This is a genomic window from Thermopirellula anaerolimosa, from assembly GCF_054657335.1.
The window spans coordinates 1-22,734 of record NZ_BAAHYX010000002.1; the positions used below are offsets into that span (position 1 = coordinate 1).

Below are 22,734 nucleotides of genomic sequence, written 5' to 3' on the forward strand. Positions count from 1 at the left end.
GGAATCTCCGCATGCGGCCGGTGCGGCGCTGGATCTTCCTGAGCCTTGTAGTCCGGCACCTACGACGCCCAGGGTAAGTCTTCTCGCCTGCGACCTGCGCCAAAACCTGGAGACGGGAACGATGGGGAGCGTACCCGAGCTGACGGCACACGAGAGCCGCGGCGGGCCGCCGGTGGAACGAACGGCGGCTCACGCCGTGGCGGTTGCTTTTCAGCAGGGCTTGGCGGCCCATCGGGCGGGCGATTTCCAGACGGCCGAAAACATCTACCGCGATATCCTGGCTGCGCAGCCGGACCACGCCGGGGCCTTGCACTTTCTCGGTCTGATCTATTCAGCGCGCGGGGACCACACTGCGGCCCTGGAGCTGATCGAGCGGAGTCTGCGGTTTTGCGGCACGAAGGCGGTCTACTGGAACAACTATGGGGCAGTGCTCAAGAAGATGGGACGGCCGGCCGAGGCACGGGCGGCCTTTGGGAGGGCAATCGCCCTTCGGCCCGAGTATGCGGACGCCTGGTCGAACCTTGGGTTGATCCACTTGGAACAAGGGGAGTGGGAGGAGGCGGAAAGCTGCCTCCGTCATGCGCTACGGCTTGCCCCGCGGCACGCCGACGCCCTGCGGCACCTGGCCCGCGTCGCCCACGCCAAAGGCGAAACCGAGGAGGCGGTGCGGCTCTGCCACGACAGCTTGGCGGCGGCCCCGCAGCAAGTGGAAACGCTCACGCAACTGGGCGAGATCTACTGCGGAGCCAAACGCTTCGCGGAAGCGGCCGAGGCGTTTCGCCGCGTGATCGCTGCGCGGCCCGACTCGGCCGACGCGCACCTGAACCTGGGACTGGTCTACAATGACCTGGGAGAGGAGGAGCGAGCGCGGGAGGAGTTTCGAACCGCCGCCGGCCTGCGACCGGACAAGCCGATCTGGCGACTTCGCGAGCTGAGCCTCTGCCCGACCGTGTTCGACTCCGCCGAGGCCATTCTTCAGTATCGCGCGGAGCTGGAACGGCGACTCGACGAGGCCTTGGCCGAATCGCCCCCGCTGGACTGGCGGCGCGCCTTCCGTGACGGCTTTGTGCCGTCGTTTCACCTTTATCACCACGGGGTGTGCAACCGCCGCCTGCGGGAGAAGTTCGCCCGCCTCTTTGCCCCGGCCTTTCCCAAGCAGTTACCCACCCGGGGCCCGCGGCGGGCGAGAATCCGCGTGGGCTTCTTGGCCACCTATGGGCATCACGGGGGTTTCCTGCGGGGCTTCGGCGGGATCATGGAGCGGCTGGACCGGCGCCGGTTCGAGGTGGTCGGCCTGGTATCGTCCGCTGCGCTGCGCGAATGCCGCCCGGCGGTGCACGCTGGGGACATCCTTTGGATCGCATTCCCGCATGAGATGGAAAGCGCTTTCCGGGCCATCCGCGGGGCCGAGTGCGACATTCTCCTGCACTGGCAGGCGGGTACCGATATCGTCAACTACTTCCTGCCGTTTCTGCCCCTGGCTCCCGTGCAGTGCATCGGCTTCGGCCAGCACGGCACGACGGGAATCGCGAACATCGACTATTTTCTTTCCTCGCGGTTGTTCGAACGCGGGCCGGAGGCCCGGGAAGACTATACGGAACGGCTGGTCCTGTTCGAAGGTACCACCGCTTGGCAGCCGCGGCCGGACCTGCCCCCGCCTTCCAAGCGGGAGGATTTCGGCTTGCCGGCCCACGGGGCGATCTACTTCTGCCCCCACCGGCCGGCCAAGTTCCATCCGGACTTCGATCTCCTCTTGCGGCGGATTCTGGGGGAAGACCCCGGCGGGCACCTGGTGGTCTTGGAGGGGAGCCGCCCGGCCACGGCGGCCCGCTTGAAGGCCCGCTGGCAGCGGACGTTGGGCGAGCCGCTTCTGCGGAGGGTCCTCTTTTTGCCCAGCCAGCCCCCGCGGGATTACTACCGCCTGCTGCGTCTGGCGGACGCGGTCCTTGACGCCCCCTGCTACAGCGCGTCGCTGACCGGTTACGACGCGTTTGCCCTGGGTGTGCCGGTCGTCACGCTGCCTGGTCCCTACATGGTGCAGCGGTACGCGGCGGGCCTGTACCGGCGGATGGGTGTCGAGGACCTGGTGGCAGGGGACGAACAGCAATACGTGGCCTTGGCGGTCCGCTTGGGGCGGGACGGCGACTTCCGCCAGGCCATGCGAGAAAAGATTCTCCAGCGCTGCGGCGTCCTGTATGAGGACGAGCAGGTGCTGCGCGAATTCGAGGCGTTCTTCCGGCGGGCGATCGAGGACGCCCCGTAACGCGCTCGGTTGTCCCGCCGACGGTTTTTGCGGGTCGCAGACAAGCCGGCCATGCCGGCCAAAAACGGAGGAGAGAAAAGGAGCCCGACCATGGCATCGCTGCCGTCGCCCGTTCGGAGTCTCTGGAATCGCACGGTCCGCCGCTTCCGCAACCGCTGCAAAGGCACGGGATGCTCCCCACGCCACCGCCCGCTCCGCCTCGAGCCGCTGGAGAAGAGGGAATTGCTTTCGGTAACGGCCACGATCAGCGTGGACCAAGCCCTCCAGGTGGAGCGGCAAGAGGGGGTTTCCACGTTCACGATCACCATCAGCGACTGTCCGTCGAACATCGCCTATGGCGTGGCCACCTTCGAGATTACCGGTACGGCCGATTCCTGCGACTATCAGGCCTCGGGCTTCCTCCCTTACGGTTACATCCAGTTTTATGGGGACGGCAGCCGGTCGGCCACGATCACGATCGAAAACGACGCCTGGTTCGAGGGCAATGAAGAGTTGACGGTACGGCTGACCGGCGGGTGGTATACCACCAGCCAGTGCTGTGGCACGTATCCGGTGACCATCGGTTCGCCGAGCGAGGCCACCGTGACCATCGAGGACGACGACGAGTGGACGATCTCCCTGGCGGCCACGGACAACGTGGCGGCGGAGCCGGGGAATTCGGGCCGCTTCGTCGTCCGCCGGGCCGGCCCCCCTGGGGAATCGATGGATACGACCTATGCGATCCGCGCCTGGTTCGATATCGGCGGCACGGCCCGGCAGGGCTACGATTATGAGCCCCTGCCGGGCGTGGAATGGCAGGGATGCGAGTACTCCTCCACCGGGTATGTGACTTTTTCGGGAGAGACTACGGAGATCCCCTTCGACGTGGCCGTGATCGACGACCACGTCGCCGAAGTCAAGGAGACCGTGGCCCTTGATCTCAGCGCCAACCAGGCCCTGGGGGGGATGCCTGCCAGCTACCCCTTCGGCAACCGCTCGGACGTGGTGGACCTGCACGACAACGACTGGGTCATCGAGCGTGATCCCAACAGCAACGCGGTGGAACCCACAGATCTGCTCCCCGAGCCGACATCCGGCCTGGAATCGGAAATGCCTGGTGCTTCGGCCGGGCGGTTTCTGATCCGGCTCTTGGACGGCAACCAGAACTTCGAGAACGTCTCGGTGGCCTTCTCGGCCGGCGGCACGGCCACCCTGGATGACGATCCCCACTGGGACGACGATCCCGGCCCCCGCGACTACGTCGTGGATGCCGACGGGTTCCTGCACGACGAAAACATGGCCGTGATCGCCGGCTCCGCCACCCTCTCGATACCCGCCGGCCGGAACAGCTACTTCGTGACCTTCGTCCCCTGGTACGACCGCTATCGCAACGAGTACGACCCCTACGAGACCGTCGTGGGGACGATCACCGGTTGGAACGTGGACCAGGAGTACGATACGGCCACGATCGAGGTGGAGGAACCCCTATCGGATCTCTGGCCCTGCGTCGGCTGCTGTGAACGCGACACGAGTTGCCTAAGCGTTTTCACAGCCGCCAGCGGCCCGATCGGCGGCCATGGGGTGACCAATGCCGGGACCCCGCTGACCTACTACGCCCACCTGGCCTCGGGGCGCGAGACCGTGATCGCCATTAGTCCGCTGGAGCTTACCAACGGCGGGGCGACCCTCCAGCGGGTGGAGGCCCGGCTGGTGCAGTTCGGCAATACTATGCCCAATACCACGATCTGGTTCGACGCCGCCGGGGCCAGTGCCAGCCCCTCTTACGCCTTCGCCTTCCCCGTGGATGTGAGCGAACTTCCCACCGGGGCCTACGACTGGACCGTCCAGCTCATCCAGCACTATTCCGACCAGAGCACGCGGACGATCACCCACACCGGCACCCAGAACGTCATCAACACCTTGCCCAGCTACATGGCGCCGGGGTGGTTCGCCTTCGGCGTGGCCCGCCTGATCCCCGACGGCGGGGACGTGCTCCTGCTCCGCCGCGGCATCCAGCGGTTCGTCCCCGACGGTGCCGGGGGCTGGATTCCCCAGACCTCCGCCGACACCAGCGGCTACACCCTCACCGGCAACTGGTCCACCGGCTTCACCCTCACCGCCAAGGACGGCACCGCCGATCATTTCGCACCCAGCGGGCTGATCCTCAACACCATCGACCCGGCCGGTAATCCCACGACCTACAACTACGACGCGGAGAACCGCCTGGTGGGGGTCGTGGAAGCGGAGGGTACGACCACCTTCACGTACGACCCCGTCACCGGGTGGCTCAGCCAACTGACCCGGCCCGACGGCGTCGTGTCCACCTACACCCACGATGCGGCCGGGCGGGTCACCCAGATCATCAAGCCCGACCCGGACGGTGACGGCCCCCTACCCGCGCCGGTCACCACCCTGGAATACGCGGGACCCAATAACCTCCTCTCGAAGATCATCTTCCCGGACGGCTCGCAGGAGACTTACGAATACGACCATGCCCTCCGCCTGAAAAAGATCATCCGGGGCGACGGCACCGAGGAGCTCTACGTCTCGATCCCGGCCGCGGCCCTGGTCGATACCTCGGCCGGCGAAGGTACGCCGGAAAATCCGGCGGCCTTGCGGGACTTCGGGCAATTGCAGGCCACGACCACCATCGCCGGCGTGACCACCACGGCCGAGGTCGACCGCTGGGGTTTCGCTACCGACGCCGTGGACGGCGAGGGACAAACCACCCGCTATGTGCGAAACGCCGCCGGCCAAGTGGTGCGGGCCATCGAACCTGATCCCGACGGCGAGGGCCCGCTAACCGCCTCCGTGACCTCTTACGAATACGACCACAAAGGCAACCGCATCACGATGATCCTCCCCGACGGCGGGACGCGCCGCTGGGAGTACGACTACACCTGGAATGCCGTCATCCGGTACATCGACGAACGGGGCATCGAGACCCGCTACACCCTCGATCCCGCCACCGGTTTCGTCTTGGAGACCCGGATCGTGGTCGGCCAAGTCGACTCGCCGGGCAATGGCGAAACCGACGACGTGGTCACCCGCTACACCTATACCGATGCCGGCGATGGGACGCTCGTCGGCCTGGTGGAGACCGAGACCGACCCCCTGGGGACCCTCACCCGCTACGAGTACAACAGCCGCGGCCAAATCACCCGCATCACCTATGCCCAGGGCACGGAGCTGGAGGCCACGGTCCAGTACGAGTACGACGCCACCAGCGGCAAACGCACCGCCGAGGTGGACGAACTCGGCCGCCGCACCGAGTACCAGTACGATGCCCTGGGCCGCCTCATCCGCAAAATCCTCCCCGACCCCGACGGCGAGCAAGGGCCCCTGACCAGCCCCGTGTACCAGTACACCTACGATGCCGCCGGCAACCTGGTGGCCGAAACCGATCCCCTGGGCAATGTGACGCAGTACGAGTACGATTCCCGCGGCCGGGTCGTCCGCACCATCCAGCCCGACCCCGACGGCCCGGGTCCCTTGGCCAGCCCGGTGACCCGCCAGTTCTACGATGCGGCCGGGCGGACCAGCCACGTGATCGACCCGCTCGGCAACGTGACCGAATACGCCTACGACAACGCCGACCGCCCGATAGCCAACTACCATGGAGCGGTGATCGACGACGGCACGACCGGCTACGCCGAGGCTGCCGGTACCTGGGCCGATTGGCAGGCCGGTTACGAGGGAAACTCGCGGGTCCATAGCACCGTCACGGGCCAGCCCACGGCCACGGCCACCTGGACCTTCGCGCACCTCATGCTGGGCATGCAGTACGAGGTCTACGTGACCTGGCAGGCCGATCCCCAAAACGCCACCGACGCCCCCTTCGCCGTGTACGCAGGCGACACCTCCGGTCAGCCCCTGGCCACCTTCACGGTGGACCAGACGCAGGAGCCTCCCCAGACCGGTGCAGGACGCCGGTTCGCCGACCGCGGCTTTTTCAAGCTCGGCAGCTTCCTGGCGAGCGATTCGACGCTCATCGTCCAATTGGCCAACAACTCGGCCATCGCCGGTGCCAACGTGGTGGCCGACGCGGTGCTCCTCCGCCTCACAGCGCCCCTTTCGCAAACCGCCTACGACGCCGCCGGTCGGGTCACCACCACCACCGACGCCTTGGGCAACGTGACCGGATACGAGTATGACATCGCCGGACGGCAGACGAAGATCATCCAGCCCGATCCCGACGGGGCCGGCCCCCTCACGGCCCCCGAAATCGAGTACGTCTACAACTCCGCCGGGCAGCTTGTCCAGTCGATCGACCCCTTGGATCGCGTGACCAGCTACCAGTACGACGACCTGGGCCGCCGCAGCCGCATCATCCAGCCCGACCCCGACGGCCAAGGCCCCCTCTCCGCCCCACAGACCAGCTACCAGTACGACAAGCTCGGGCAACTGGTCAGCGTCACCGACCCGCTGGGGGCTGTCACCAGCTATCAGTACGATCGGCGAGGACGACAGACGAAAGTCATCCAACCCGACCCGGACGGCCAAGGCCCCCTGACCAGCCCCGAAACCGACTACGTGTACGACGCCGCCGGGCAACTGGCCCAGGTGATCGACCCACTGGATCGGGTGACCACCTACGAGTACGACAACCTGGGACGGCAGACCAAGGTGACCCAGCCCGACCCCGACGGCCAAGGCCCCGAACTGGCCCCCTGGACGACCTTCACCTACGATGCCGCCGGACATGTCCTCAACCAGGCCGACCGGCTCGATCACACGACACTTTACGTCTACGACAACCTCGGCCGCCTCACCAGCCAGACCGACGCAGCCGGCGCCACCACCACGTATAGCTACGATGCGGCCGGCAACCGCCTCTCGCTCACCGACCCGGAAGGCAACACCACCAGTTGGGTCTACGACTCGCTGGGCCGCTCTGTGGAAGAGACCAACGAACTGGGCTACACCCGCTCGTTCGTCTACAACGCCGGCGGGTACCTCGTCCGCCGGGTCGACCGCCTGGGCCGGGTCCGCCAGTTCCAGTTCGACAATCTCGGCCGCAACACCGCCGAAATCTGGTACAATAACACTGCCGACGCCGATGCCGATCAGAACCGCGTGCGGACCATCTCCTTCACCTACGATGCGGCCGGGCAGCAAACAGCGGTGGACGACATCGAGGCCGATTATCAGCACACCTACGACAATTTGGGGCGCATGACCCAGACTGTCCAAACGGTGGTCGGCTTAACGCCCACCCTTACCTTCGGGCGAGTATACGACAGCGCGGGTCGGCAGACTCGCCTGATTGTCGATCTAAACGGCACGAAGGACTTCAAAAACCGTTATTTTTACGACTCCTTGGGCCGTGTAACTTTCATCACGCAGGCAGCTCAGTCGGGCGGTAATCCCGTAGCCACGAAAATGGTGAACTTCACCTACGACGCCGCCGGCCAGCTCGACACTCTCACCCGCTACGCCGACCTGGCCGCCGCGCAGCTTGTCGCCCAGAGCGACTACGGCCACGACCTGGCCGGGCGACTGACCGACCTGGTCCACCACCGCGGCCAGACCACCTTCGTGGACTACGGCTGGTCCTTCGACGCCGCCGGGCGGATGACGCAGTACGTCAATTCCATCGACGGCACGGCCGACTACACCAGCGACGCCACCGGCCAGCTCACCGCCGCCGACTACGACTACCAGAGCGACGAAAGCTACCAGTACGACGCCAATGGCAACCGCGTCATCGCCAACGGCAGCACGTACACTACCGGGCCCAATAATCAGCTCCTTTCCGACGGCACCTATCGCTACCAGTACGATGCCGAAGGCAACCGCACGTACCGGTTCATCGACGCCAACGAGAGCGGCCAGCTCGACGCAGGCGACACGGACATCACGAAATACAACTGGGACCATCGGAATCGGTTATATAAAGTGCAGCATCAGGCGAGTTACGGGGCGGCGGTGGATTGGGTGATTCGGTATTCGTATGACCACGAGAACCGCCTGGTGCGGCGGCGGATGGATGCCAACGGCGACGGTGACTACGAACAGAAACGAGTCTTCGCCTACGACGGCAACCAGGTGGTTTTGGATTTCCAGCATACCGGCGCAGGGAACGTAGTGGCCTCGGACCTTCGCTGGCGTTACCTCTGGGGTCCGGCGGTGGACCAGATTTTGGCCGAGGAAGAAGTTGACGGCGGCACGGCGGATTTGGTAGCCTGGACGTTGACGGATCACCTGAACACGGTGCGGGACATTGTCAAGTACGACCCGCAGACGGGGACCACGACCGTGGTCAATCACCTGGTCTATGACGCCTTCGGCCGCGTCACGTCGGAGAGCAATCCGGCGGTGGATAGTCTCTTTCTCTTCACAGCCCGGCCGTTCGACGCCGACACGGGCCTCCAAAACAACCTCCACCGCTGGTACGACCCGCCCGTGGGAAGGTGGCCGAGCGAGGATCCAATCGGGTTCGCCGCCGGCGATGGGAACTTGTACCGGTACGTGGGGAATGGGGTCCTCACGGCGGTGGACCCTGCTGGCCTAGTGGGAATGCCCTGGGATACCGATAGTCCTTCGCGTGCTCTTTGGGAAAAAATCCGGACGGGCCAATGGGACATCGCGAGAGACATACTCGATGACATTCTAACCTGTGTCAGCGACCCCAAAACGCGCCAATCCTTATGTACTCTTAAACGCGGTATCAAGTTGATGGAGGGGCTTGATAAGTGGAGGAAACAGGTATCAGGCATGTCCTTGCGAGAGAAGCAGGCCTTATTGAGAACTCTTGAGAAGACGCTCAAACGGCATCTGGACGCACCCTATCGTGGTGGCGTAGATACTCCTGAAACGTGGCGCATACGGTATCAGATTGAGTACCTGAAACAGCTACTTCCGGATTAAAGAGTTGGCGCTCCATGCTTTCCGAAAGAGCCGAACATACACTGACTGCCGCCTTGCAGTGCATCAGCGCCTGCAGGCTGTTGTGTGACACTAGACGTTCCGTGGAGAGGTATGTTAGCTGTTATGAGCCATGTCTTGACAAGGCTCTCGCACAGGCGCTTGGTTTATTTTTCGCCTTGATGGAGGATTTTGCAACTTGCACCTATACAGACGACGCCATGCCGGCGCTCGAGCTCGGCAGTGAGCCCGAGACTTATCGGCAAGCCGTTGCGACGTTGGAGGACTTCTTGGCTCTTGCGGAAGGTGAGATGCGCCATTCTCTTGCGACTGGAGTACCGTCGCCGGATGCAATGGCGATTGCGCAGCGGGCGCTGACATATGCGTACCTATTCGACCCGGAGTTAGAGGCCTGAGTTGGCTGAGGCTTGTTTGCAGGAGGAATTACTGTTTCGTTCGCCGTCTGTTTTTGCAGATACATCCTGGCGGAGGGACGAGTTGACGGCGGGACAGCGGATTTGGTAGCCTGGACACTGACGGATCACCTGAACACGGTGCGGGATATCGCCAAGTTCGACCCGCAAACGGGGGCCACCACCGTGGTCAACCACCTGGTCTATGACGCCTTCGGCAACGTGACGTCGGAGAGCAACCCGGCGGTGGATTCTCTGTTTCTCTTCACCGCCCGGCCGTTCGACGGCGACACCGGCTTGCAAAACAACCTCAACCGCTGGTACGACCCGGCCGTCGGAAGGTGGCTGAGCGAGGACCCGATCGGCTTCGCCGGGGGCGATAACAACTTGTACCGATACGTGGAGAATGCGGTCCTGTTGCGTCGTGATCCCAAGGGGTTGGAATTTCAATCCTCCGGTGTAAAATATTGCACGGGCTTCATTAAGGGCCATTACATCTGGGGCCATGTCCCGTCCCATTGGTTCATCACGATCGATGGGAAAGGCTGGGGGTTCTTTGAACAAAGGCTGCATAGTGTTGGCCAAGGAGCAGTGCGCGACGACGATCTGCAAATCTATCCTGAGGCCGCCCCAGCAGGCGTCGCGGAAGGCCAAAGCTATTCTGTCTGCCAAGATGTCACCGTAGCCGACGAGTGTTACGACAAGAGTGCTTTTCAGCAGGGCGTCAGGCAATTCATCCGCGACGTTGAGAAGGCGCCGGGTAGATATATTGTCGGGGTACGGGATTGTAGATGGTTTGCCAGATCGGCTATTGTTGCAGGCCTCCTGAAGGGAAGGCGGAATGACCTTTCTCTTTGGGAGTGCATAAAGTGTTCTTTCGTGTATCAGGCCGACTTGGAGCGTTGGGGAGCGATCAGGCCGAACCGCCGAGCCGATTGAGTTGTGTGGTCGTCGCATCTCTATGTATGATGAGAGTGTCGGTGCCCTTCGGCGCGCGGACGGGATTTATCAGGGAGAGTAGCCAACACGCGGCCTCAGCCCTGTCAGTTGCGTTAAGCGGAGCAGCGATGTGGATGTACGTAGGACCAATGATCCCTACCGTGCTGATTGCACGCGGCAATGGCGACGTTGTGAGGCCAAGTGTCTTGGATAATTCCTTTTGCGAACGGTTAGGAGGAGTGGTGCCATGCGGCCTATAATTATAGGGCTGTGCGTCGTTGCGCTTGTCTGCGTTAGCTGTTTCGCGTTCCTTGAGTCTCTATCGCGCGCGCAGTTGCAGGCTCGGTATGCCGCATCAGAGAGGATTCGAAAGGAGGATTTCGAGGAGCTTGCGCGGTTCCATAGTGAATATCTCTCCGCAAGAGGCATCAGCCACGAGGATTATCTAAATGCTGTTGAGCAGTTCTGTCTGACACATTCTTCCTTGGTGCAATACCTGGAAGCGTGCCGGAGTGTGGTTCGCGCAAAGGGGGACACCTCGGGGTTCGGAGCTGGTCGACCGAAGGAACCAAAATGAGCATGGTCGTTTTGCGATGGCGAGTTACGGCGGGAGAAGTACCCATGGTTCGGAGCCGGCACACTGGGGTGGCAGGCGACCGCAATTGCATTTGTTGCTGGGATTTCCGCCGTGGGGGCGGTGTGTGGGTGCGTGGGGCAGCCCCGTGCCCGCTGGCGGTAGGACACGAAGGGCGGTTGGAGTGGACGCGGTGTGCCAGGGGATAATCGCAGATTGGGTGGCGCGACTGAGCGGAAGACGAGCTGTGGGCGTGAGCCGGCGGTGGATAGTCTGTTTCTCTTCACCGCGCGGCCCTTCGACCCCGACACGGGCCTCCAAAACAACCTCCACCGCTGGTACGACCCGGCCGTCGGCCGCTGGCTTTCGGAAGACCCGCTGGGCTTTGCGGTAGACGATATGAACCTGTATCGGTATGTGTCAAATATTCCAGTGTCCATGCGTGATGCACTTGGTCTATATTGCGGCGAATGTAGGCCACCAGCATCTGGTTTCAAGAACGAATATAGGAAGAAAGTAGTAGACGTCGTTCCGACCTCAGGTGCTAACCCTGATGCCATGTCGGCCGTTGCTAGTATTGAAGGTGCGTCATCTGTGCTTTCACTTATCCAAGCAGCGGGAGGTATAACGAGTGGCGCACTGACGGGTGGATTACGTGAGGCGTTGGAGCAATTAGTTGCCGCAATTGCAGATGCTGGATTATCATCTTTCGGCGGTGGTGCAGGAGCCGTTGATGCGGCGTACCGGCCTCGGGGTTACCGCTTGTGGTTGAAGGTAGAGTATGAAAATTGCGAGCCATGTTCATGCTGGTTCGGGATGGTGTCGGGTTACGAGTTCGTCAAGCATCACCGGTGGGTGCCGATGTATGCCCCGCATGGTGCGAGTCTTTTCCCTGGATACTATGGCGGGCCGGGTGGAAGGGGGCCCACGGTCGAGGAAGTGCTCCATGCTATTGACAACGCACTCAAGTAGTCACACCTGGAATGTAGTGGCCCTTGGTTTTCTTGTCCTGTTACTCGCCGCCACGGTCGCAGGATGTTCGTCAGAAACGTCTCGAAAGCTCCGGGCGACAGAGATCCTCCTGCGCGATGTTGCGGCTCAGATAGAGCAGGGATCCATGGGCACTGATCCTTACTTTTATGAATGCGAGTTGCCGGGGCTGAAGAAGGCGCTCGCTTTGTTTGAACCGGGGCAACAACATCTGCTACGCGAACCGGTCATCCTGTCGGCTGCAATTATGCCTAGGCCTGGGAAGGCCAGTCGTTCGGCGGGAGACGAGCATGGCCGCGAAGATACGTCCCTCATCTTAGTACTGACAATCTCTTGGCTTGACATAGACAACAACGTGCTGGGTATCTGGTTACGAAGTGGAGAAGGCACCTCTGTAGAAGTTTTCCCTGAATTCACGCCGATGGATTTCGGTACCACATTTCGCTCGCCTGTGAGGCCCGGCGCCGAACCGATCCCCTGGGACCAGCGAGAGTGGATCGACATATCCGTCAAAACAGCTTGGAAAGGCGACTCGTGGCTACTGTTGCCGGCTGTGGCACAAAACAGCGACACGCTTAACAGGGGAGAGAAAATCGATTACAAAGCCGTTTACATTGATCAAGCGATCCTGACGGGTTCATTGGAATGCGGCTTAGTGTTACGAAGCGGTACGAAGACGAAACCGGTTCGAGTGTACTTCCATCCCGCAGTCAGAGAGAAGCTGTGTAGCCCTGGCCGCGGTAAGTAGGCAACCGGGCCAGCTACGCGGCGGCGGTGGACAGGGTGATCGAGCACGCCTACGACCACGCCAACCGCTGGGTGTACAAGCGGCTCGATGCCGATGGCGACGGCCACGCCGAGCAGCGGCGCGTGTTCGTCTACGACATCGCAACCCCCCCCGCCGGGAAGTAGGGGCGGGGGTGAGGGGGGGGCAATTCCGAGGACATCGAGGTCGGGCACCTGCGCCAGCGTTACCTCCGAGGCCCGGCGGTGGACCAGATTCTGGCCGAGGAAGAAGTTGACGGCGGGACGCCGGATTTGGTAGCCTGGACGCTGGCGGATCACCTGAACACGGTGCGGGACATCGCCAAGTACGACCCGCAGACGGATACCACGACCGTGGTCAATCACCTGGTCTACGACGCCTTCGGCAACATCACGTCGGAGAGCAACCCGGCGGTGGACTCTTTGTTCCTCTTCACCGCCCGGCCGTTCGACCTCGACACGGGCCTGCAAAACAACCTCAACCGCTGGTACGACCCGCGTGTCGGCCGCTGGCTGAGCGAGGACCCGATGGGGTTCGCGGCCGGCATCAATCTGTGCGAGTACGTAGGCAACGCACCCGTGTACCATACCGATCCCTACGGGCTGAAACCCCTTGGTCAGAAATGGGACGTGCCCGACTTCTTCTGGTGGTACTATTTTGGGTTCGGGCAGGAGGTATCGTTGCACAAGATAGGATTGCTTCAGCCCTGGTGGCAGGAGATAAAGCCCCAGGTCCAAGTGCAATTGCGTCACAGACTGGTACCCAAACTCATATCGCAGCTCTCTTGCGAGTCGGGAATAACGAAGGCACAAGTCAACCTCTCGGACCTTGTGCCGGTCGTTCTCGACGTACATTCAGGTGGTGGCATGTTTGACGTCTTAACCATCATGCGGCATTCGAATGTACGCGTGCGTGGAACATGCGAAGTGACAATCGACTGCAAAGGGTGTAATGAGGACCTCTGGATTAGTGCGTCATCAGGGACTTGCGACCTTTGGTTTCATGTTCGCGACAGGTTTCAGAATCCCTTGGACATCGGCGGCCAGTTCGCGCCCATTGACTTGCCGTTTGCAAAGCCTTATGACCTTGTGGCAACCTGGTATTGGAAGTTCACTTGGAAGGAGACTTATCCGTGTCCGAAAAAGTAAGCAATGCACACGGTTATCGCGCCGTTTGGATGAGGGCGTTTCGGTTGCGGATCGGACTCGCGATACTATGCTCATTTGCATCTGTGTCTCTGGTGTCGTGTTCCCTGTGCTGCCGTTGGATCCGCTATCTCACTGAGCCGCCTTATCGGCTCTTGGTGGATGAACTGCCCGAGTCGGCACGTTTGCTCAGGTATGACCTAATTCGGCATGGCATCGATTATTGCCACTTATTCGAGTTTGCTTGTTCAGATGGGGCGTTATGCGATATCCTCGTGGCGAGATGGAAGTTGGATGAGTTGACCGGCACCAGTGAGTATCCCACATCGTTTGTGGAATTTGACCATCCCGAGTGGTGGACGCCCACTAGCCCGACACCCACTCGTATTTTTGCCCGGCGGGATGAAAAAACTGAACAATATCTGAGCGTTTGGGAACAGGCTCAGGTAAACCGGCTGTATGTCGAATATGGCCGATGGTGATTTGGACGGGCCGGATACCCTTGCTCAAGGGACGGGCCGGCAAGGTGGCCGGGGCTGGAAGATTCGAGCTGCAGGGGCGAATCTGAAGCCCCGGAGGCTACAGGGAGTGGTTGGGTGAAACACATCAGACGGTTACACTTCCCGCCAGCCAAGTAGGTCAGGCACACCGTCCCTGACCAGAGCGCGCGGGTGCCCCTGCTTGGCAAACGGACGCAGAGTGTTGTGGCACTGCTTGGGACAAGCAGTGCCAAGGTGGCTTTACCGAGGGCAACCGCACGTACTGCTTTGTCGATAATAACCAGAACGGGCAGCTCGACAGCGGCGACGGGGATATTACCAAGTACACTTGGGACCATCGGAATCGGTTATACAAGGTGCAGCATCAGGCGAGTTACGGGGCGGCCGTGGATTGGGTGATCCGCCAATCGTACGACCACGAGAATCGGCTGGTGCGGCGGCGGATGGATGCCAACGGCGACGGTGACTACGAACAGAAACGAGTCTTCGCCTACGACGGCAACCAGGTGGTTTTGGATTTCCAGCATAGCGGCGCAGGGAACGTAGTGGCCTCGGACCTTCGCTGGCGTTACCTCTGGGGTCCGGCGGTGGACCAGATACTGGCCGAGGAAGAAGTTGACGGCGGGACGGCGGATTTGGTAGCCTGGACGTTGACGGATCACCTGAACACGGTGCGGGACATCGCCAAGTACGACCCCGGCACGGACACCACCACCGTGGTCAACCACTTGGTTTACGACGCCTTCGGCCGCGTCACGTCGGAGAGCAACCCGGCGGTGGACTCGCTCTTCCTCTTCACCGCCCGGCCGTTGGATGCCGACACCGGGCTGCAAAACAACCTCAACCGCTGGTACGACGCAGCGGTGGGAAGATGGCTGAGTGAGGATCCGATTGGCTTTGACGCGGGCGACCCCTCACTGGTCCGTTACACTCGCAACCGCCCCACCGAGATAATGGACCCGTTTGGTTGGGTCGAGTGTCCCGGCGTTAATTGGAAATGGGCCGGCACTGCCAGAGGCGGTCAGGTAATAGTCGGGTACTATTATTACAAGGCGAAGTTTACGTGCCAAAAGTCTCTGGTGGTTGGCGAAACTACCTATTCGTGCCGGGGGCATTGTTTTAAGAAGAAGCGGTACAAGATCCCAGTTGCTCACGGCTCGATGTCCGTGTTCGCTATCGGAGCTGGCTTGGACAGTACAATTTATGCCTACGCTCACGGCTATGTGTCGGCAGACAGTAGTGAAGACCTGGCAGGCTGGGACTGGTCCTACATTGGATTCAGCGTGACTGGGCTCATTGTTGGTGGATCTGTGAGCGGCGGGTCCGGTAACACGGAGGCGTCCGGAGGGCTGGATGTCGGGCTTGGGGTTTCGCTTAGCACCTATCTAACATATACTCGCGTATGGTCGTCTGGCTACCAGCTGTTCGATGAGCCTTTGTACGCTCAGGAGAAGCTAACCATCCAGCAGCGTGACTGTCAAAAGCAGTACCGAGCGCTTCGACCAACAGAGATAGAGCCAACGCCTGCGACGTTCAACTATATGTGCGAATTCTAGGTAATTCCGCCCTGTTTTGGAAATACGTTTAGTGTGTGGCGCGCTGGAACGTGCAAAGGAGCTTGATACGCACGCGAAGTAGCTTTCTGCTTGTATGAATACACTAGGTGTGTCCATATGAGGAAGTTTCTTGCTGACATTTTCTTTGCTCTCTATGTCCCGGTCGCCACCTCCCTTGCCGCATGGGCTTTGTACGTGTGTGACCCGATCCGATCGCTATTCGATCATCAGGACGTTCCGCTCGTCGCTGCGCGCGATGCATTCCTGTTCGGGAATCTTATGATGGTCGGGTGCGTAAGCTGGATCTTCGTGTACGCAGCGGAGCTACTTGTGCCCAGGAAAAAACGCATCCTTTGGCAATTGGGAATGCTTTTGCTTCCGACGGTAACCCCATCAATTTTCTATTTCCGTGAGGTCAGGCGGTGTCCTTCACTCTTCGAGCGACCTCCGCGAGTAGTAGAACTACTCTTGGCTCTTGTGCTAGGTGTACTGGCCGCCAAAGTCGCTGCTGTGATACCTTTTGGACGTCCTGAGACAAGACAGGTCGGTGCGATGCAAGGGGCAGCCCTTGTTGGCGCAATGATTGGTGCCTTCTTTTGGGTACAGCGAGCGCGCCGTGTGGATGAGCTTTTCCGGGTCATGCGGTTTACCGTAGTGGGTGGAGCCGGTTACGGGTTGGCGGCAGGACGTTTGATGGTTCCGTTCGCGCCACAGCTGGTCGTCGACTTCGGAATGGAGCTTGTCCGAGTCCTGGTGGGGGTCTATGTTGGTTCGGCCCTGACTGGTTTTGGTGCATGTGCGGTAATCGCGGTTCCAGGCCTGTTAGCAGAAGAGGTTAAGTTGCTGCTGGAAAGACGCCGTGCACGGCGGGAGTGACTCTGAATGTCGCAGACAACGGGAGCCGGGTAGAACGGCGGGTGGCGCTCACGCGCAGTGTGTGGGGACGTGCGAGAGGAACCTGGATGGGCTGGGTTTTTCGGCGGGCTTGAGTGACCGTTTGGGGCGGGCTCGTAGGCTGGGATCTGTCAGTGGCTCACGTCCGTTTGGGACTTCCAGCGATCGGGGCCCGACGAGTAGGAAGACGTTCCAAGCCCTTGCCGCCCGACTTGGCTGTGACGCGCCAACCGCTCGCCGCCTCGCCCACAAGCCGATGCCCGGGGATGCGGATTCCTGAATCGCTGTGGCAGCCGGCCAGCACGCTGCTTTCCCGAGACGCCATCTCCCGCACGGCCCTGAGGCTGAGTTATCCCGAACCGACGTTGAAAAGTCGCTTTTCGCTCGGCGAGAAGACGCCCTTTTGTTCCAGCGGAAGGCGACTCTGACCGGAAACTTCTGACGGCGGTCTACCGGAACGAAGCGGAGGTAAGTCCCTGCGTTGTGAAGCGCTTACCCCTTGCCTTATGGGGTGGCCTCGCGACGGCCCGATCGCAGGGATCCGGAATCCGTGGTACTCAAACGCGACTTTTCAGCCCGTGCTCAACGCGGCCAGAGTACAAAGAGGTCGAATCCCACTCGGGCCTCGGTTCGGCGGCCCGGTACATGCTGCGGCAGTGGAACAAATTGACCTTGCTGCTCCGAGTGCCCGGCGCACGGCTCACGCAATAACATCGCCGAAAGGGCGCCGAAAAAGGGGATCCTCCATAGGAAAAAGGCCCTGCTGTTCAAAACATCGTACGTGGGGGACGTGTACAGGAGCCCGATCTGCACGTGCGAACTTTCGGGTGTCAATTGGTTCGAGTATCTGATAGTCCCGATGAAGCATCCCACCAAAATGGAGGCCCACCTGGGCCGGGGAGTTCCCTGCAACCACGAGGAGTCCTTGGCGGCGGCCGAGCCCGCGGTCAGAGCCTGTGGCTCTTCATAAGCAGCTCGGGGCCACTGTCCGATCCCCGGCTGCTCCGGCCTCCGCCCGCTGCCGCCTGGCCCGTTCCTCGTCCCCACCCATCCGGCCTTGTCCGCCCCATGCTACGCCCAGCGCGGTCTGCCCCCGTGCGGTGGACCCCGACGGCCCTTGGCCGCGCAGGTGGTCGCTGCGGCCTCCCTTGACCCGACTCGACGCCCCAGGCCCGCACAAGCTCGCCGAAAGGACACTGCCTGCGACGCCGACGAGATCGTGATGCACTTTTGCCGCGCGAATTACATGGATGTGCAGGTCCGCCGGCTGCGCCAGTGTTATCTGTGGGCTCTTGCGTCGGATCAGATCCCGGCGGATTAAGTTCGTTGACAACGGTACCGATGATTTAGTTCAATGGACCTTGACGGACCATTTGAACACGGTCAGGGATATCGCCAAGTACAATCCCGGCACGGACACTACCACCGTGGTCAACCATCTGGTTTACGATGCCTTCGGCTGCGTCACGTCGGAGAGCAACCCGGCAGTGGCTTCCCTCTTCCTCTTCACCGCCCGGCCGCTGGACGCCGACGCCGGCCTGCAAAACAACCTCCACCGCTGGTACGACCCGGCCGTGGGAAGGTGGCTGAGCGAGGACCCGGTGCAAGCGGACATCAATCTCTACCGATACTGTCGTAACAAGCCGGTCGTTTACGTAGACCCCAGGGGGCTTGTCTGCAGCGCCGCCGTCTACACGTCCTCGGTGTTTGGAACCGAATTCAATCACACGTGTATCCAGGTAGAGAGGGACGAAGTGCGCAATATTCTGGATCACTATGAGTGCGTGCTGGAATGGCGGGAAGTACTGCCTCCAACCCGATATTACGATGAGTTTGGGCGGTTCTGGGAAACGCCTGGACAGAGGGGCCTCGTTTCCGTGCTTATCCCGGTTTATCGCCAAACGCTTGTTCACGTCGTGTATGCAATTGAACTCACGCGCGGACCATTCAGTGGCGCCCCTGGGGCCAATGGATCAATCCTCGGAACCGGACCCGTCTCGACCAGTGTCGGCGACCTGCTTGGCGCTAGCTGGGCTATAGTAATGAGAGAAGGGAGATGCGTAGGGACACGCCACGAAATCATCTCTGGAACGGTAGATCCCTGTGCGCTGGTCCAGTCGATTATTGTCCAGGCGATAATCGTTGGGCAATTAGCAAGCGGGAGGCCGTACTACATTTGGGGACCGGGTGGCGAATGGTTAGGCGATAACGCCAATACATGTAACACGGTGACATGGCAGATTTTGACCGGCGCGGGAATCGAAATAGGCGCGGGATGGGGTCCGAACGAACCCGGATGGGGGCACCCTTACTATGCACGCTGACAGGATGCCCCGCCGAGAGGATCGCGCGCCCGCTCCGTGAACGAGCCGCTGCCCTGGCCCCTAATGGAGGTTGATCGCATGGAACGAAAGAACACACGAGACAGTTGGTTGCCTTTTCGCCTCGGCCTGGGCCTTTTGTGTGCTGTGGGCATCAGCGCTTGCGCATCCGGCCAGGTGGATGCCCCTGGGCACACGGCGGATTCCCCGCTGGGGCTCCGGGCGATTCACCTGCCGGACGATTTAGAGCAAGCTCTGTGGTGGCTGCCGGAGAATACCGAAACCATCCTCGTATCAAGAGGTCAAGTTCCGGCTCGGGAATGGCGGGATGCGTCGCCGCCGGAAAAGAGAGGCGGTGCGCCGTTCCTGCCCTCGCCCCAAGGTTGGCGCTATTCAAAAATGGAGCATCGGTACGAAGACCTGGTAGCAATGAGGTGTATCGAGCCCCTGGTGTATTACCAACGCATTTATCCGCCTGATACGCGGGATAACCTGATAACGACGTTCTATGCCCCCAAAAGCGTTCGCTTATTCATGAAGGCGTTATGTTGGGTGACGTCGGCCGGTCCCGATACCTGTGATATCGTCCTGTTTGGTGATAACAGGGCAGTTCCACTTGTGAACGCCTTAACGAAGCTACGAAGTACATGGCGGATCGAACAGGGCGTAACAGTGTTCGAAGTCAACCTCAACCAGGATTTTTCTACTTCAGGCGACAACACGGGCGGATACGTCCTCGTGCCGCAAAAGGACGACCGCCGGTGGATAGCCGCCCCACGGCCGGATGTGTACGTCTGCGCCACTAGCCTGGACATGATAAGAGTCATGATTGCGCGTATGCAACAGCGGGCCCCGACTCGCGCTCTACCGGTTTCGCTTGCGGAATGGCAATACGTGGATCCGGTGTGGCCCGCGTGGGGCCTGCGGCACTATCGAGTCGCGCCAAAGCCGAGCAGTGCCCAATCGATGCTGCAATGGGACCCCGAGGCGGTAGGCTTGGTGTTTTTTGGCGGGAAGGCCCGAAGCCGTATCTGGGATTGAGATACCTGTCGAACTCAGCTCGGGCAGCGGAACATATTCTACGTATGCAATGCAATTGGTGGAGCATTCCCTTTGAAAGCGAATATGTCCGGGAACTCGCTACGTGGCAACCTATCGCTAATGGATGCTTCGAAAGCCGAATACGAATAAACGTACCACGGGAAGAGCTGCAAGAAAGGGCCATCCAGAACCTCAAGAATCTGCCAGTTGACGTCACCTTTATGTTCGCTATGGATTCCATGTACCTGCCATGGCTCGGGTTCCCGTCACCAAGGATACCAATTCCTGGGACAATGATGCAGCCGCAATGAACGCACGGCTAGTGCAATCCGGCGCGGGATAGGGGACGACCACGCCATTGTTGGTTCTTCCCATCGCAGTTGCCTTTGGAGGAATGCCCACGATGAGCGACGGTAGCACGGAGCCGTCGAAGTTGAACATCACCAGTCGGCGGTGGACGTTGCGTTGGGTGATCGCGTTCGGCGTTGTTCTTGCGATGGCGTACGGGGCGATTCGTTTTCTGCGGCGACCGCCTTACGCCGTGATTGTGGACGAATTGCCGATCTCGGCACGGCTGGTCCGGCATGAACAGATCAGGCATGGCCTGGATTACTGCCATCTGTTTGAGTTTTCTTGTTCCGACGCAGCGCTACGCGAGAAACTGGTGAGCAGGTGGCAGTTGCGTGATTTAACGAGAAGCGATGAGGAGCCGCTTTTATCCGTAGCATATGACCATCCCGACTGGTGGATGCCTGATACACCACCGGCGACCCGTAAGTTTGGACGGCGCGATGACAACACCGAAAGCTATGTGAGCGTTTGGGAACATTCCAAGACGGGACGATTGTACGTTGAAGTCGGCAGGTGGTGAAGCAAACAGGGGGGCGGACTGGAGTGTGTCAACCGGTTTGAGACACGCGCCTATGGAATTCATGGCAGTTGTAGCAGGCGGGGTTCACAGTTCGGGTGGCACGCCCAGAGCGGAGCGCTGGGCGTGGGGCTGGCGGATTCGGTAAAATGGACGTTGACGGATCACTTGAACACTGTCAGGGACATCGCCAAGTACGACCCCGGCACGGACACCACCACCGTGGTCAACCATTTGGTTTACGACGCCTTCGGCCGCGTCATGTCGGAGAGCAACCCGGCGGTGGACTCGCTCTTCCTCTTCACCGCCCGACCCTTTGACGCCGATACGCGCCTGCAAAACAATCTCAACCGCTGGTACGACCCGCGCGTCGGCCGCTGGCTGAGCGAGGACCCGATCCGCTTCGCCGCCGGCGATGAGAACCTGTACCGATATGTGCACAACGGGGTGCTCTTACTCACTGACGCGACCGGCCTTGCTTGTAGCGCCGCCGTGTACACCTCACCAGTGCTTGGAACGCCATTCAATCACACATGTATTCAGGTGGAGCGAGATGAGGTTCGTAACATTCTCGACCACTATGAGCGCAGGCTCGAGTGGGTGCAAGCAGTTCCGCCAACCCCGTATTACGACGAGTGTGGGCGTCTTTGGGAAACGCCTGGGCAGATTTCGCTTCTCCCTGTGCTTATCCCGGTTTATCGGCAAATGCTTGTTCACACGGTGTACGCAATTGAACTAACGCGCGGACCGTTTAGCGGTACGCTCGGGCCAAACGGATCCATCCTGGGAAGTGGGCCGATCGCGACAAGTGTCGGCAATCTGCCTGGCGCCAGTTGGGTCCTAGTAATGAGAGAAGGGCGCTGCGCCGGAACACGCCACGAAATCACCCCCGGAAGCGTGGATCCGTGTAGCCTTGCTCAGTCCGTGATTGTCCAGGCGATACTAGTTGGGCAATCAGCAACCGGGAGGCCATACTACATTTTCGGCCCAGGTGGCGAGTGGTTGGGCAGCGAGGCCAACACATGCAACACCGCCACATGGGAGATTCTTACTGGTGCGGGAGTAATGATAGGCAGTGGATGGGGGCCATACGAACCTGGCTGGGGCCACCCTTTTTACGCACGATGATGAAACGTCCGGTCGGTCGCATTGCGCGCCTGGTCGCAGAACTCTTTCACGGCGCACGCTCTCATGGAGGTTGATCCGATGGAACGAATTACGACCTGCAAAAGGTGCCTTGTCCTGCGCCTTGTCTCTTGCGTCTTCTCTGTCACCACCATCGGTGACTGCGTATCAGGCCCGATACGTGAGCCGGCCTGCGCCGCTGAGTCTCCGTCGTACATCCGGGCAGGCGAACTGCCGCAGGATATCGATCGGGCTCTCTGGTGGCTGCCGGACAGCACGGAAACGATTTTGGTCTCGAGGGGCAACGTACCGCGTGCAGAGCTCCGCCGTGGCTCGCCCGGCGAAGGCATGGGCGGTGCGCCCTTCCTGCCGTCGCCGCAAGGGTACTGTTATCCGAAGCAGGACTATCCGCCTGAAGACCTAGTAGCCATGCACTGCATCGAGCCGCTGGCCTATTATCGGCGCATTTACCCACCTGATGTTCGGCACAGGT

15 protein-coding genes are annotated in these 22,734 nt (G+C 60.9%); all 15 read left to right on the forward strand.

The genetic code is table 11. The annotated features are described in order from the left end of the window. The coding region (locus ACYQ6J_RS00245) for an O-linked N-acetylglucosamine transferase, SPINDLY family protein (RefSeq protein WP_460182189.1) at positions 1-2,263 on the forward strand (2,263 nt) is incomplete at its 5' end. Between the two features lie 90 nt (positions 2,264-2,353). Beyond that, positions 2,354-9,112 carry an RHS repeat-associated core domain-containing protein gene (locus ACYQ6J_RS00250; RefSeq protein WP_460182190.1) on the forward strand — a complete coding sequence of 2,253 codons (6,759 nt, stop codon included), beginning with the start codon at positions 2,354-2,356 and terminating at the stop codon, positions 9,110-9,112. A gap of 515 nt (positions 9,113-9,627) precedes the next feature. Beyond that, positions 9,628-10,461 carry an RHS repeat-associated core domain-containing protein gene (locus tag ACYQ6J_RS00255; protein ID WP_460182191.1) on the forward strand — a complete coding sequence of 278 codons (834 nt, stop codon included), beginning with the start codon at positions 9,628-9,630 and terminating at the stop codon, positions 10,459-10,461. A gap of 838 nt (positions 10,462-11,299) precedes the next feature. Next, positions 11,300-12,007, forward strand: a complete 708-nt coding sequence (locus tag ACYQ6J_RS00260; protein WP_460182192.1) for an RHS repeat-associated core domain-containing protein — start codon at positions 11,300-11,302, stop codon at positions 12,005-12,007. Then, entirely contained in the window at positions 11,982-12,773 is a 792-nt protein-coding gene (locus ACYQ6J_RS00265) for a hypothetical protein (RefSeq protein WP_460182193.1), read from the forward strand. The genes ACYQ6J_RS00260 and ACYQ6J_RS00265 overlap by 26 nt, the downstream gene beginning before the upstream one ends. Before the next feature lie 35 nt (positions 12,774-12,808). Next, positions 12,809-12,937: a hypothetical protein gene (locus tag ACYQ6J_RS00270; RefSeq protein ID WP_460182194.1), complete on the forward strand. Its 129-nt coding sequence runs from the start codon at positions 12,809-12,811 to the stop codon at positions 12,935-12,937. A 78-nt stretch (positions 12,938-13,015) separates the two neighbouring features. Further along, on the forward strand, positions 13,016-13,939 hold the full coding sequence (locus tag ACYQ6J_RS00275) for an RHS repeat domain-containing protein (protein ID WP_460182195.1): 924 nt from the start codon (positions 13,016-13,018) through the stop codon (positions 13,937-13,939). Further along, a complete protein-coding gene (locus ACYQ6J_RS00280) occupies positions 13,924-14,418 on the forward strand; it encodes a hypothetical protein (protein WP_460182196.1) in 495 nt (164 codons plus the stop codon). The genes ACYQ6J_RS00275 and ACYQ6J_RS00280 overlap by 16 nt, the downstream gene beginning before the upstream one ends. Before the next feature lie 404 nt (positions 14,419-14,822). Continuing rightward, positions 14,823-15,992 (forward strand): RHS repeat domain-containing protein, encoded by a 1,170-nt coding sequence (locus ACYQ6J_RS00285; protein ID WP_460182197.1) that lies wholly within the window; start codon positions 14,823-14,825, stop codon positions 15,990-15,992. 117 nt (positions 15,993-16,109) lie between these two features. Beyond that, positions 16,110-16,868 carry a hypothetical protein gene (locus tag ACYQ6J_RS00290; RefSeq protein WP_460182198.1) on the forward strand — a complete coding sequence of 253 codons (759 nt, stop codon included), beginning with the start codon at positions 16,110-16,112 and terminating at the stop codon, positions 16,866-16,868. A gap of 284 nt (positions 16,869-17,152) precedes the next feature. Then, complete coding sequence (locus ACYQ6J_RS00295) at positions 17,153-17,314, forward strand: hypothetical protein (RefSeq protein ID WP_460182199.1); 162 nt, start codon at positions 17,153-17,155, stop codon at positions 17,312-17,314. Positions 17,315-18,259: 945 nt separating this feature from the next. Beyond that, positions 18,260-19,210: an RHS repeat-associated core domain-containing protein gene (locus ACYQ6J_RS00300; RefSeq protein ID WP_460182200.1), complete on the forward strand. Its 951-nt coding sequence runs from the start codon at positions 18,260-18,262 to the stop codon at positions 19,208-19,210. 78 nt (positions 19,211-19,288) lie between these two features. Next, entirely contained in the window at positions 19,289-20,248 is a 960-nt protein-coding gene (locus ACYQ6J_RS00305; protein WP_460182201.1) for a hypothetical protein, read from the forward strand. A gap of 403 nt (positions 20,249-20,651) precedes the next feature. Continuing rightward, positions 20,652-21,119: a hypothetical protein gene (locus tag ACYQ6J_RS00310; protein ID WP_460182202.1), complete on the forward strand. Its 468-nt coding sequence runs from the start codon at positions 20,652-20,654 to the stop codon at positions 21,117-21,119. A 123-nt stretch (positions 21,120-21,242) separates the two neighbouring features. Continuing rightward, complete coding sequence (locus ACYQ6J_RS00315; RefSeq protein ID WP_460182203.1) at positions 21,243-22,244, forward strand: RHS repeat-associated core domain-containing protein; 1,002 nt, start codon at positions 21,243-21,245, stop codon at positions 22,242-22,244. Positions 22,245-22,734 lie beyond the last annotated feature (490 nt).